Source organism: Mycetocola miduiensis (assembly GCF_900115155.1).
Classification (GTDB): domain Bacteria; phylum Actinomycetota; class Actinomycetes; order Actinomycetales; family Microbacteriaceae; genus Mycetocola_A; species Mycetocola_A miduiensis.
Window position 1 is genome coordinate 143,939 of record NZ_FOVM01000006.1, and the last position, 11,849, is coordinate 155,787.

Below are 11,849 nucleotides of genomic sequence, written 5' to 3' on the forward strand. Positions count from 1 at the left end.
TCGATCCCTTGGCTCCCTCAAGCGAGCGGGCGAGGGCGTTTTCACGCGCTCCAGACGGATGCACGCGGTGCGCCGGGTGTACCGGTCCGGATCGGGTGAAAACGTACCCACGCTGGGCCCGCCGTACTCACGCCTCCCGGCGCACTCCACGGCTCACGATCGCCGACATCAGTGCCTGCACCGGTTCCTTCGCCGCTGAGGGGTTCGCCTCGAGAACATAGTCGACGTCGCCCAGCTCGGGCAGTTCGAACCGGTCGCTGACCTTGACGAGGTCCGATGGGATCAATGAATGCGGGAACACCGCCACCCCGATACCGGCGCGGACCGCGGCAAGTACGCCGTTGACGTCGCGAGTGTTGCAGGTGATTCGCCAGGTGCGCCCGGCGGCTTCCAACGCATCGATTGCCAGCTGCCTGCTGAGGCTGGGCGCCTGGTATGCGATCAGCGGGACCGGAGCGCGCTCGCGAAGTGTGAGGGTCTCCTGCCCGATCCACACCATGGTGTCCTTCGCGACCCGGGTGCCCGCGGTCGCCTCACCTGAGCTTTGCTTCACAAAGATCAGGTCGAGGTGACCTGCTTCCAGCCGCCGGCGCAACGGGCCGCTCTGGTTGACCGTCAGCTCGAGGTTGATCTCGGGGTACAGCTGCCGGAAGTGCCGCAGGATCTTCGGCAGCTGCGTGATGGCCAGGTCGTCGGCGGTTCCGAACCGCAACCGTCCGCGCATCGCAGAACCGTTGAAGTAGCTCTCCGCAGCGGCGTGCGCTGCGAGGATCGTCCGTGCGAAGCCAGCCATCGCATCGCCGTTGTCGGTGAGCCGCACCTCCCTCGTGTCGCGGATGATGAGCATCCGTCCCGCCGCCTTCTCGAGCTTGCCCATCTGCTGGCTCACCGTCGGCTGGCTGATGCCCAGCCGCTGCGCCGCCGCGGTGAAACTGTGGGTCTCCGCGACCACGAGGAACGTTTTCAACAGCACCGGGTCGTACACGGACCCTCCCCTTCATCGAACAGCGTCATTCGACAGACCAATGGCACTAATAGTACGCATTGGGGGTCCGAATGTTGGTCTCCTCGCTAGCGTTGCCAGTGGCATCCGCATTCCAACGTTTCAGGAGAACATCCGTGGCCTCCGCGCACTCGACCGCCTTCCCGCCCACCGAACCGCTCTCGCTTCAGACCGGCCGCCTGCCCTGGCGCAAGACGTTCATCGCGCTCGGTGTGCCGAACTTCCGAATCTGGACGGTCGGCAACCTCCTCGCCATGACCGGGGGCTGGACGCAGCGCATCGCGCAGGACTGGCTCGTCCTGGAACTCACCGGCAGCGCGACGGCGGTCGGCATCACGGTGGCCATGCAGTTCGCCCCGATGCTCTTCTTCGGTCTGCTCGGTGGTGTTCTCGTCGACCGGCACAGCAAACGGATGCTCCTGATCATCACGCAGGCACTCTTCGCGGTCTTGAGTATCGGCCTGGCTGTGCTGACGCTTCTCGGTGTGGTTGAGGCCTGGCACGTGTTCGCGATCGCCTTCGCGACCGGACTCGTGACCGTCGTCGACAACCCGGCCCGCCAGGTGATCGTCACCGAGCTCGTCGGGCACCGGAATCTGCGCAACGCGATCAGCATCAACTCGTCGGTGTTCCAACTGGCGGGCATGATCGGCCCCGCGATCGCCGGTGTTCTGTTGCTGACCGTCGGCGCCGGCCCGGCGTTCCTGCTCAACGGCATCGCCTGCCTCTTCGTCATTGTCATGCTCGGGATGCTCCGCACCGCACAGATGTCGAGGGTCGCGCCGTCACCGCGCGCGAAAGGCCAGCTCAGGGAAGGGCTGCGTTACGCCGTCGCCAAGCCCACGATCCTCTACCCGGTGATCCTCATCGCCGTCTTTGCGGTGTTCGGGCTGACAATGCCCGTGCTCCTCGCTTCGTATGCCGATGACGTGTTCGCGGTCGGACCCGGCGGCTACGGGCTGTTCAACTCAATGGTCGCCCTCGGCGCGCTGACCGGAGCACTGCTCTCCACCCGGCGTTCGTCGATCCGGCTCCGGACGATCGTGATCAGCGTCGGCCTGACCGGGCTGCTGCAAGCCGTGGCAGGGCTGATGCCGACGATCGCGCTGTTCTCGGCGTGCCTCGTCGCGGTCGGGGTGGCCTGCCTGCTGTTTTTGACGGCATCCAACTCGCTGGTACAGATGTCGAGCAACATCGGCATCCGCGGCCGGGTGATGTCGCTCTACGTTCTCGTGCTGCTTGGCGGCCAGGCCATCGGAGGCCCCCTCATGGGTGTGATCATCGAAAAGTTCGGTGCCCACGCCGGCATGGTCGTCTCAGGTGGGGTGCCGGCGCTCGCCGCCGTGATCGTCGCGCTCGTACTGGCCCGGCGCAGGCAGCTGCGGTTGCAGGTGCGGTTGCGCCGTTTCGTACCGTCGGTGAGTATCGCGACGCGGCCGCCGCTGGGTTGACGGGCGCGAGGTCACTCGTCCCGGACCCGCTCATGCGCTGCGCCGGGTGGTTCTGACCGGAACGGATGACGCGGCCGGATCGGGGCGCGCAGGGTTCAGGCACCCGGGCTCACCGGCAGCAATGCGAGCCGCGTCAACTCGCGGGTGCGAAGGTCGATCATGGCAGCCGAGTCGGGCGGCACGTGCATCCAGCCCGGCTCGTCGAGGCCGCTCGAGATCACGTGCACGGCGTCGGGCGTGACGCGGTAGTACATCGCGTAATACTCAGTCGCGTGCCGGTGCGGCATGTCGGCATCCGATGGATACAGCTCGCTGAGCGCGCGCGGCGGTGAGGTCGCCCCGCTGTTCATGTGGATCGCGAACAGGGCAGTCGGCGTCAGCAGCAGCGCGTTGAGGCTCACGTTCGGGAACTCCTGCACCAACGTGTGCAGCGCGCGCGTCACCCCGTCTGCCTCGGTGTCGCTCTCGGCGATGCATTGCAGAACGAATCGGAAATACCGCTCGCTGTCGGTGTCGCCCCTGAGCTTCGCCATCGAGGCCGGCGTGAGCAGCTCTTCGAGTCGCGCGATCGGCGTGATGTTGCCGTTGTGCGCGAACGCGTAGTCGCCGTCGGTGAACGGATGCGTGTTCTCCGGCACTACAGGAAGTCCTCCGGTCGCCCGGCGCAAGTGCACGAGACCGGCGGGGCCGAGCGGTTGTCCGGTGAGTTCCGCATAGAGCGGATCCGTCGCCGCGGAATCCGGACGCGAAACCGCATGCGTGAGTTGGTCAGCGCCACGCCAGGCCAGGCCCCAGCCGTCACCATGCAGCGAGGCGAGCGACGTGAATGCCTTCAATCCGGATGACCCGAGCACGTCGACGGCGGCGAGGGGGCGGCTGGCGACATAGCCGAGTAGTCGACACACTGTGCGACCCCCTTACGACTCTTCGTGTTCAGTTTTCTCGCTTGCTTCCGCAGGGGCAACCCGCTCGAGCGGCTTCACCGTTCAGGATGCGCAAAAGCACCTTTGGGCATCGCTGGGAGCCGTTTGTGCATCCTGAACTCTCGCTGCGGGCAATGTCGGAGGGTCGTCGTATACCTGAGATGTGCCGGACGAACATATCAATATCGATGGAGGACATCATGAAGGTACTCGTGGCACCAGCCGTCGTCGAGGACGACGAGGGCTGCATCAACTCCCTGGCGGTTGAGGGCGAACTCGTCATCGATCCCGGCCCCTGCCCGTGCGACGTCGCCGATTGTGAGGCTGGGTACTCGTTCATCGGCATGGCATCCGGGCAGCTGACCACGCAGGCGGTGGTCGCCGACCTGCCGTTCGTCGAGATCAAGGATCTCTGGAAGATGGTGGTCGACGGATGCTGTCGCGAATGCGCGCGCAACGGCAACGCCGCGAAAATGATGCGCCTCTCACGTGCCACCGCCAACCGCTGGCCGGTTGGTTCAGTCATCGGCCGCAGCGCAGGGTACGCGTTCGTGCAGACCCTCGGGCGCGGGACATGAACGGGCCGACATCGGAGCTCAGCCGGTCGTGTCGGCCGGCGGTCGATTCGCTACGATCGCCGCGGTGGATGGCGTCGCGGACGCGGTGGAGCGCGGCCTGCTGTGCAGGTGGGAACCCGTCGATGTAGTCGTCAACGGTGGCTGCTGCCTTGGTGGCGGGCCGAGTTCGCGTCCGGTTGAGAGGTGGGTTTGCCGGCAGTCGCCTTACCGGACATCGCGGGCTCCTCGGGTCAGGAACGCCTCGATGCGGTCCAACGCGCCGACCCAGACCTGGGTGCTGAAGAAGTCACGGACCTCGACGGCGGGGAAACCGCTCTGCACGATCGTGACGAGGCATCCGTCGCGGTGCGCTTCGAAGGTGACCTCAATGCGTGTGGTCAAGGTGACCTCAATGCGTGTGGTCATTGACGATCCGTCGGGGCCTCCGCCGGTCGATTCGGTGACGAGGCGGTGTGGACGGTCGATCTCGAGGAAGGTCTGCGTCTCGTGGAAAAGGGTGTCGGCATCCTGACCCCAGACCGCCGTCTGGGTGCCACCGACCCGCAGGTCGACGTTGATCTCCACGACACCGGGCTTTTCATCGAGGATGCTGAACCAGATCTTCTGCTTCTCGGCATCGGTATAGGCGTCGAAAACCTCATCGGGTGTCGCGGGGAGGAGCCGTGTCATCCGCATCTCGAGAGTGTCGGTCTTGCTGGACTGCTCAGTTATTTCTCTCGTCCCTTCTGGAGCGTGAAGTAGGCGTCCAGGCCGTCGAGTCGACGCTCCCAGAGCCGCTGATAGAAGCTGATCCACGCCATGGCGTCGTCCAGCCGTTCGGCGCCGATCCGGCATTGCCTCGACCGGCCGACCTTCTCGGTGACCACGAGGCCGGCGTCCTCAAGCACCTGAACGTGCTTCTTCATGCCGGTCAGCGTCATGCCTGCAGGCTCAGCAAGTTCACCGATCGTCGCGGGACCTTCGCCAAGACGGGTGATGATCGCGCGCCGCGTAGCATCCGACAGCGCTGAGAAAACCCGGTCGAGGACCACATCATGAACCATGTGGTTCAGTGTAGATCACTGAACCTAAAAGTTCAATGCTGCAGTTTCGGTGAACGGTGAACGGTGAACGGTTGACGCGTGGCGGTTGGGCAGGTGAACTGTACCGATGACCGCGACCTACGATCTGCACCGGGGATTCACCCTGACCCGATCCATCGATGCCCCCCGCCAGAGCGTCTTCCGTTCCTGGACCGATCCCGCCCACCTCGACTGGTTCTTCAACCCGTCCCAGCCGACACCGTCAGAGCCGATCGAGGTCGACCTTGCCGTCGGAGGCGCGTGGCGACAGCGGATGGTGATCGACCCGGCGACGAGCTACCTCACCGGCGGCATCTACAGTGAAATCTCGCGGCCGAGTCGGCTCGCCTTCTACTGGGGCGCGGTCGGAGGATGGCCCGAGATCGACCGTGCGCGTCTTGAGGACGCTCCGCTCGCGACGGTGGTGCTGGGCGACAGCGGGCAGCGGACCGACATGGTTTTCACCCTCGCGTTCCCGGATTCCTGGTCTCCGGATCGCGTCCGATCGTGGGAGACAGACGGCCCACGCGACGGCTGGAGCCAGACGCTCGACCGGCTCGTGGACGCCGCCGAACAGGCCAAGCAGGCCAAGCACGCCGAACAGGCCGAACGGGCCGAACGGGCCGAGCCCGCCGCACGTTAGGAGAACGGGGGGCGAGCTCGAGGAGCGCGCCGCACTATAGCTACGCCGGTGGCATCCGTCGACCCTCTGGCCTCATTCGAACCGTACCGTCAACCTTGAAGCTCCCATTAAGGCCGGGAACATTCGGAGGGACGACCATGAGCACGGATCAGAAAACCGACGACAAGGGTCGTGAAGACAGCGTGGCGAAGGCGCAGAATGCGCCCAGCCCGGAGGATCCGCGCAAGCCGGACGATCCCACCGATGTGAAGAAGCCGTCATGGGGATACGTGCTCAAGCGCACGCTGCACGAGTTCGGCAGCGATAAGTGCACAACCCTGGCGGCAGCGCTGACGTACTACTCGGTCCTGGCGATTTTCCCCGCGATGCTCGCGCTGTTGTCGCTCATCGGGCTCTTCGGCCAGGCTGAGCAGACCACGCAAATGCTCCTCCAGGTCGTCGAAAGTCTGGGAGACGCGTCCACGGCAGAAACCCTGCGGCAGCCCATCGAGCAACTCGCCAGTTCGCAGGGGGCAGGACTCGCACTCGTCGTCGGTCTCCTGGGCGCGATCTGGTCGGCATCCGGCTACGTGAGCGCGTTCAGCCAGGCTATGAACACGGTCTACGAAGTGGACGAGGGGCGGCCGTTCTGGAAGCTGCGCCCCGCCGTCGTGCTTCTCACCGTCGTGCTGCTCGTCATCGCGGTGGCCATCGTGCTGCTGCTCATCATCTCCGGACCGATTGCGGAGGCCATCGGTAACGTCATCGGACTTGGTGACGCGGCGTTGACCGTGTGGAACATCGCCAAGTGGCCGATCGTCGCCTTCCTCGCGGTGCTCATGGTGGCGGTGCTGTACTACGGAACGCCGAACGTGAAACAGCCGAAGTTCCGCTGGATGTCACTCGGCGCCCTCATCGCCCTCGTCGTGATGGCTCTCGCGTCTCTCGCTTTCTTCTTCTACGTGGCGAACTTCTCGAACTACCAGAAGACGTACGGCAGCATCGCCGGTGTCATCGTGGTTCTTCTGTGGCTCTGGATCGTGAACCTGTCGCTGCTCTTCGGTGCCGAGTTCGACGCTGAAATGGAGCGCGGTCGCCAGCTTCAGGGCGGGATCGAAGCCGAGGAAACCCTGCAGCTTCCACCCCGCGACACGAAGGGAAGCGAGAAGAAGCAGAAGAAAGAAGAGGAGATCGTCGACAGCGGTCGCCAGCTGCGCGAGTCCGAAGGTGAGTCACGCAAACCTGAGGAGTACGCGACTGACCGCGACTCCGATGACGGCACGGATGCCGGCGACCCCGGTGGCACCGCGCAGGCCGGTCACCCTGAAGGCAAGACCGCTGAAGGTCGCAAGGCCGAGAGGCTCCGTAACGCGGAGCGTCGCGAAGCCGAGGAGCGCGAGGCCGAGGCACGAAAGGCCGCGGACGACGCCCAGCGCTGACCGCTGTTCCTGACGCCACGAACGTGCGCCCCGCCGACCGGTGGGGCGCACGTCGCATGTCCGCCGCAATAATGGGACCATGCCCCTGGTTCCTGATTCGCCTGACCCCCGATTCGTTCTCACGCGGGACAACATCCGTATCGCGACCTATGAGTTCGGGGATCCCAGCGGGCAACCGGTCGTTCTCGTCCACGGCTTCGCGTCGGCAGGGCTGCTGAACTGGCACCACTCGGGCTGGACCCGTGTGTTGAGCCGGGCCGGATTCCGAGTAATCGCCATCGATCAGCGGGGGCACGGTGCGAGCAGTAAACCACACACACCTGAGGCGTACACGATGCCGCTGCTCGTCGACGACCTGCTCGACGTGCTCGACACCTTCCTGCTCGACGAGACGTTATTCGTGGGTTACTCGCTCGGCGCCCGTGTCGGCTGGCAGGCCTGCCTGGACTTGCCTCACCGGATCACCCGCGCTGTACTCGGCGGCATTCCAGACGGGGACCCGCTCACCCGGTTCCGTGTCGACCAGGCCCGCGAGTTCCTTGAGACGGGCAACGTTCCCACTGACAAACTGACCGCTGCCTACGTGAAGATGGCCAGCGGCATCCGTGGCAACGATCTTGCGGCGCTGATCTCGCTCGTCGAAGGCATGCGCGGAGGCGCCCAGCCGGACCCGGCCAACCCGCCGCAACAGCCGGTGTTGTTCGCGACGGGGACGGAGGACGCGATCCTCGAGAAGTCGCGGGCCCTGGCCAGCGCAGCGCCGCGCGGGACCTTCTACGAAATCCCCGGCCGCAATCACTTCAACGCCCCGACGTCGAAGGACCTCCGGGCGGCGGCACTGGAGTTCCTGCAGCCCGCGCACTGAAGATCATCCGGGCTGGGTGAGGACTGCGCCTATGGGGGGACAGACACTGGTCAGGTTCCTAGCCGACAAAAGTGTAGAGGTGATGTCTCGTGGCAACGACGGATGTGCACGGCCCGATCGACTTCGTGTTGATCGAATTTCCACTGGACCAGAAAGCGACAGGCAAGACCGCCGAAGCTTTGATGGATCTGGTTGAGCGGAGAGTGATCTGGGTCTACGACCTGTTGATCATCGCTAAGGACGAGGACGGCTCGGTGGCCGGCATCGAATGGTCCGAAGAAGCCAGCGTCGAGCTGGAGGGGTTCGCCTCGCTGGCGTCCGTGCAGTCTGGATTGCTCGATGATGACGACATTGCCTCAGCCGCTGACGCGATGAACCCCGGGACCGTCGCAGCGCTGCTCATTTACGAGAACGTCTGGGCGATTCCCTTCATTGCGGCCGCGCGCGAAGCCGGTGGCGACGTGATCGCAAGCGCGCGAATCCCGGCCCAGGACATCATGGCCGCGCTCGACGCGGCAGAAGCCGCATTGAGAAGTTGAGGAGGAACCAGACATGGGACTGTTACGAGGAGTGGCTCGAACGGCGGTCGTCGCGGGCACGGCAACCGCGGTAAGTGGTCGTGTTCAGCGCCGTCAACAGGCGCGGTGGTCTTCGCAGGAACAGCAGGCGCAGCAGGAGGCGTACGCCCAGCAGCAGTACGCCCAACCGGCCTACGACGCACCAATGCCGCAAGCGGACCCGGACACCGAGCGACTGGAACAGCTCAAGAGTCTCGGCGAGCTGAAGGCGCAGGGGGTGCTGACCGACGCCGAGTTCGAGGCGCAGAAGGCGAAAATTCTCGCCGGCTGAGAACCGCTTCGGAATACTCGACCGGATCAGGCGGCCCCACCGGATGGTGCGGGCCGCTCCGTCATGAAAAGCACGGTCGCTCGGCTCGTAGCCGCAACAGCACGATCAGCCTCGCGCGCGCAAGGGGTGCTGATAAACCTGCCTGTCGTGGCTGCGCGGCTCTAATGTGATTTGCATGTCACACGTATCTTCCACGGCATCCGCGCGATCTGCCGCCACTCGCCTGCAGGACAACCACGCCTTCCAGCTCATGGTGCGCGTCGGGTTCGCCGTCAACGGCCTCCTGCACATCCTGATCGGCGGTATCGCCCTCGGCGTCGCGTTCGGTTCCGGAGGTGAGGCGGACCAGGGCGGAGCGCTCGGGCAACTCGCGTCGAGTCCAGGCGGGCTGTTCTTGCTATGGGCCGTCGCCATCGGGCTCTTTGCGCTCGGGCTCTTCCAGGGGCTCGAGACGTTCCTCGTGCGGGGGAACAACAAGGACGCGTGGGCCGACCGCGGCAAGGAAGGCGGCAAGGCGGTCGCATACCTCGCGATCGGCCTCTCGGCAGCCAGCATCGCGATGGGCGGGTCGGCCGACAGCTCCGGCCAGACGCAAAGCCTCACCGCCAAGCTTCTCGCGACACCCGGCGGCGTGTTCCTCGTCGCAGTTCTCGGCCTGGGCGTTATCGGCGTTGGCGTCTACTTCATCGTGAAGGGGGCGAAGAAGAAGTTCCTCGAGGACATCAACCTGCCCTCGGTCGCGACCGGTCGTGCCGTTACCGTGCTCGGCCGAGTCGGGTACATCGCCAAGGGCGTCGCGATCGTTGTCGTCGGCATCCTCTTCTGTGTCGCCGCATTCACCTCGGATGCCAGCGAAGCCACCGGTCTGGACGGCGCTCTCAAAGCGCTCGTCGCCCTTCCGCTCGGCGTTGTGCTGCTCACCCTGGTCGCGCTGGGCCTGATCTCTTACGGGGTGTACTGCTTCGCTCGGGCCAAGTTCGCGCGGCTGTAGGCCCGAACCGTCCTCAGCGCCTGGTCGACCTCAAGCGCGGCGTTTCGTCCTCGGCGCGCCCGGAGTATGCTCCCACTCACCGGGAGGGGAAGCATGACCGAGAATGAGGACATCAACCCGAAGGCTGTGCCGGTCACCACCATCTGCCTAGATTGTGAAGCCATCGACGGGTGGTGGGTGCACCTGCGTCGGTGCGCGCTGTGTGCCCGCATCGGATGCTGCGACAGTTCGCCATCGAAACACGCGGCGGCGCATTTCGCCGAGACGGGGCATCCGGTGGTGCAGAGTTTCGAACCCGGTGAGGACTGGTTCTGGGACTACCGCAGAAAGTTGAGGTTTTTCGGGCCGAAGCTCGCTGAACCGCGCAGTCGCCCCCTTGACCAGCCGTCGCCCGGGCCGACCGGGCGGGTGCCGGACAACTGGCGCGACCTGACCCACCCGCACTGATGCGGGCGTTCCAGATGAAAGCGTTCACCTGATGGAGGCGTACACAGCTGCCCAGATCCGGGCTGCCGAGGAACCGCTGCTCGCCGCTGGGGTTCCCTTGATGGCCCGCGCCGCGGCCGCGCTCGCCCGTGAGATCCGGCTGCTCCTGGCTCCCGACGCTCCCGGCGAGATTTTGCTGCTCGTCGGCCCCGGCAACAACGGCGGCGACGCCCTCTTCGCGGGCGCTGAGCTCGCCGCGCTCGGCAACACCGTCACCGTCGTCCCCACCTCCGACCGTATGCATGAGGGAGGTCGTGTGGCCGCGATCGACGCCGGCGTGCGGATGCTACCGGCTGACACCGACACGGATGCGGTGGCGTCCCTCGGGCGGGGATCCGACGTGGTCGTCGACGGCATCCTGGGCACCGGAACGGGCGCCACGCCGGCCCTGCGCGGACGGGCGCGTGAGATCGTCGCCGCGATCCTTCCGGTGTTGGCGGAGGAGCATCCGCCGGTCGTCGTTGCCGTCGACCTTCCGAGCGGCGTGCACCCCGACGACGGGTCCGTGCCCGATCCGACCGTGCTGCCGGCCGACGTGACGGTGACGTTCGGCGCATGCAAGACCGGGCTGCTCATCGCCCCCGCGGTCGACTACGTGGGCCGGCTTGTCGTGGTCGATATCGGGCTCGGACCGGAACTCGACCGCGTCGCGTCAGGGGGCTGATCCTGTCGTGACACCCCCATAATGGAGGGTGCTGCCTGCAGGCATCCGGCCAGCCGGCGGCATCCGTTCGGAGGATCACGACATGACCGTCTCGCGTTACGTTGCGCTCGGCGACAGCTTCACCGAGGGTGTCGGCGACGAACTGCCCGACGGGCGCCTGCGCGGGTGGGCGGATTTCGTGGCGCTGGGGCTGCAGGCAGCAGCCGACGAGCCGATCGGGTACGCGAACCTCGCAATCCGCGGGCGCAAGCTCGGACCGATCATCGCCGAGCAACTCGAACCCGCCCTCGCGTTGAGCCCCGACCTGCTCACCTTCAACGGCGGCGGCAACGACATCATGCGCCCCCGGGTGGCCATCAGCTGGGTTGTCGACGAAACCGTGAAGCTCGTTGACCGTGCCCTCGAACAGCCCGGTCTCCACGTCGTCGTCCTCGCCGGCGCGAACCCGTCGCGGCACCTCCCGATGGGCGCCCTGATGCAGAAGCGCGGCGACCTGCTGGCGGATGCCGTCCTCACCGCCCTGAAACCGACCCCGGTCACGCTCGTCAATAACTGGGCGGACGAGACGCTCACCGACATCCGTTACTGGTCCGTCGACAAGCTGCACCTCAACGCGCTTGGCCACGCCCGGGTCGCGTCGAACGTGCTCACCGCATTGGGTGTTCCGGTGCCGGAGGAGTGGGGTGTGGAGGAAGTAGCGTCGGCGGGCTCTGGGTCGCGTTCCCGTAATACCGCAGCGTACTACCGCGAGTTCGTGCTGCCTTGGATCGGGCGCCGGGTCACCGGGCGGTCTTCAGGCGATGGGCGGGAGCCGAAGCGGCCAACGCTGCTGCCGGTGGACTGAGCACCTATACATTCGTTCCGGTTTGGTTCACCCGCTGCGCCGCGTGAATCCGTCCGAAACAGGTGAAATTATG

General features: G+C 65.7%; 15 protein-coding genes. 11 read left to right on the forward strand and 4 right to left on the reverse strand.

The window, feature by feature from the left end; genetic code table 11:
- Positions 1 to 127: 127 nt before the first annotated feature.
- Positions 128 to 985: a LysR substrate-binding domain-containing protein gene (locus BM197_RS11130; RefSeq protein ID WP_090711511.1), complete on the reverse strand. Its 858-nt coding sequence runs from the start codon at positions 983 to 985 to the stop codon at positions 128 to 130.
- Positions 986 to 1,119: 134 nt separating this feature from the next.
- Here BM197_RS11130 and BM197_RS11135 point away from each other — a divergent pair, with 134 nt between their 5' ends.
- Positions 1,120 to 2,454: an MFS transporter gene (locus BM197_RS11135; protein WP_245762502.1), complete on the forward strand. Its 1,335-nt coding sequence runs from the start codon at positions 1,120 to 1,122 to the stop codon at positions 2,452 to 2,454.
- Between the two features lie 95 nt (positions 2,455 to 2,549).
- On the opposite strand, the gene BM197_RS11140 is transcribed toward BM197_RS11135, so the two are convergent.
- Positions 2,550 to 3,359, reverse strand: coding sequence for a class II glutamine amidotransferase (locus BM197_RS11140; RefSeq protein WP_090711515.1), 810 nt, complete (start codon positions 3,357 to 3,359; stop codon positions 2,550 to 2,552).
- Between the two features lie 218 nt (positions 3,360 to 3,577).
- Between BM197_RS11140 and BM197_RS11145 the strand changes: the two genes are divergently transcribed.
- Positions 3,578 to 3,955, forward strand: coding sequence for a DUF7715 family protein (locus BM197_RS11145; RefSeq protein WP_143095060.1), 378 nt, complete (start codon positions 3,578 to 3,580; stop codon positions 3,953 to 3,955).
- A gap of 204 nt (positions 3,956 to 4,159) precedes the next feature.
- On the opposite strand, the gene BM197_RS11150 is transcribed toward BM197_RS11145, so the two are convergent.
- The gene (locus BM197_RS11150; RefSeq protein WP_090711519.1) at positions 4,160 to 4,630 is read right to left on the reverse strand and encodes an SRPBCC family protein; all 471 of its coding nucleotides are present in this window, start codon (positions 4,628 to 4,630) and stop codon (positions 4,160 to 4,162) included.
- Positions 4,631 to 4,662: 32 nt separating this feature from the next.
- On the reverse strand, positions 4,663 to 4,998 hold the full coding sequence (locus tag BM197_RS11155) for an ArsR/SmtB family transcription factor (RefSeq protein WP_090711521.1): 336 nt from the start codon (positions 4,996 to 4,998) through the stop codon (positions 4,663 to 4,665).
- A 106-nt stretch (positions 4,999 to 5,104) separates the two neighbouring features.
- Between BM197_RS11155 and BM197_RS11160 the strand changes: the two genes are divergently transcribed.
- The 9 genes from BM197_RS11160 to BM197_RS11200 all read left to right on the forward strand — a co-directional run bounded on the left by BM197_RS11160 (position 5,105) and on the right by BM197_RS11200 (position 11,776).
- Entirely contained in the window at positions 5,105 to 5,659 is a 555-nt protein-coding gene (locus BM197_RS11160; RefSeq protein ID WP_090711523.1) for an SRPBCC family protein, read from the forward strand.
- Between the two features lie 137 nt (positions 5,660 to 5,796).
- Positions 5,797 to 7,077, forward strand: a complete 1,281-nt coding sequence (locus BM197_RS11165; protein WP_218151860.1) for a YihY/virulence factor BrkB family protein — start codon at positions 5,797 to 5,799, stop codon at positions 7,075 to 7,077.
- Positions 7,078 to 7,156: 79 nt separating this feature from the next.
- Positions 7,157 to 7,942, forward strand: coding sequence for an alpha/beta fold hydrolase (locus BM197_RS11170; protein ID WP_090711525.1), 786 nt, complete (start codon positions 7,157 to 7,159; stop codon positions 7,940 to 7,942).
- A gap of 104 nt (positions 7,943 to 8,046) precedes the next feature.
- Entirely contained in the window at positions 8,047 to 8,481 is a 435-nt protein-coding gene (locus BM197_RS11175; protein ID WP_245762503.1) for a DUF6325 family protein, read from the forward strand.
- Between the two features lie 13 nt (positions 8,482 to 8,494).
- Complete coding sequence (locus tag BM197_RS11180; RefSeq protein WP_090711530.1) at positions 8,495 to 8,791, forward strand: SHOCT domain-containing protein; 297 nt, start codon at positions 8,495 to 8,497, stop codon at positions 8,789 to 8,791.
- Positions 8,792 to 8,966: 175 nt separating this feature from the next.
- The gene (locus BM197_RS11185) at positions 8,967 to 9,782 is read left to right on the forward strand and encodes a DUF1206 domain-containing protein (protein ID WP_090711532.1); all 816 of its coding nucleotides are present in this window, start codon (positions 8,967 to 8,969) and stop codon (positions 9,780 to 9,782) included.
- A gap of 93 nt (positions 9,783 to 9,875) precedes the next feature.
- Entirely contained in the window at positions 9,876 to 10,229 is a 354-nt protein-coding gene (locus BM197_RS11190; protein ID WP_090711535.1) for a UBP-type zinc finger domain-containing protein, read from the forward strand.
- Between the two features lie 31 nt (positions 10,230 to 10,260).
- Positions 10,261 to 10,932 carry an NAD(P)H-hydrate epimerase gene (locus BM197_RS11195; protein WP_090711537.1) on the forward strand — a complete coding sequence of 224 codons (672 nt, stop codon included), beginning with the start codon at positions 10,261 to 10,263 and terminating at the stop codon, positions 10,930 to 10,932.
- An 82-nt stretch (positions 10,933 to 11,014) separates the two neighbouring features.
- Positions 11,015 to 11,776, forward strand: coding sequence for an SGNH/GDSL hydrolase family protein (locus BM197_RS11200; RefSeq protein WP_090711715.1), 762 nt, complete (start codon positions 11,015 to 11,017; stop codon positions 11,774 to 11,776).
- Positions 11,777 to 11,849 lie beyond the last annotated feature (73 nt).

Coding starts and splice junctions, on each gene's coding strand:
- BM197_RS11145 (WP_143095060.1), top strand. CDS start 3,578: ATGAAGGTACTCGTGGCACCAGCCGTCGTCGAGGACGACGAGGGCTGC.
- BM197_RS11150 (WP_090711519.1), bottom strand. CDS start 4,630: ATGCGGATGACACGGCTCCTCCCCGCGACACCCGATGAGGTTTTCGAC.
- BM197_RS11155 (WP_090711521.1), bottom strand. CDS start 4,998: ATGGTTCATGATGTGGTCCTCGACCGGGTTTTCTCAGCGCTGTCGGAT.
- BM197_RS11160 (WP_090711523.1), top strand. CDS start 5,105: ATGACCGCGACCTACGATCTGCACCGGGGATTCACCCTGACCCGATCC.
- BM197_RS11165 (WP_218151860.1), top strand. CDS start 5,797: ATGAGCACGGATCAGAAAACCGACGACAAGGGTCGTGAAGACAGCGTG.
- BM197_RS11170 (WP_090711525.1), top strand. CDS start 7,157: ATGCCCCTGGTTCCTGATTCGCCTGACCCCCGATTCGTTCTCACGCGG.
- BM197_RS11180 (WP_090711530.1), top strand. CDS start 8,495: ATGGGACTGTTACGAGGAGTGGCTCGAACGGCGGTCGTCGCGGGCACG.
- BM197_RS11185 (WP_090711532.1), top strand. CDS start 8,967: ATGTCACACGTATCTTCCACGGCATCCGCGCGATCTGCCGCCACTCGC.
- BM197_RS11190 (WP_090711535.1), top strand. CDS start 9,876: ATGACCGAGAATGAGGACATCAACCCGAAGGCTGTGCCGGTCACCACC.
- BM197_RS11195 (WP_090711537.1), top strand. CDS start 10,261: ATGGAGGCGTACACAGCTGCCCAGATCCGGGCTGCCGAGGAACCGCTG.
- BM197_RS11200 (WP_090711715.1), top strand. CDS start 11,015: ATGACCGTCTCGCGTTACGTTGCGCTCGGCGACAGCTTCACCGAGGGT.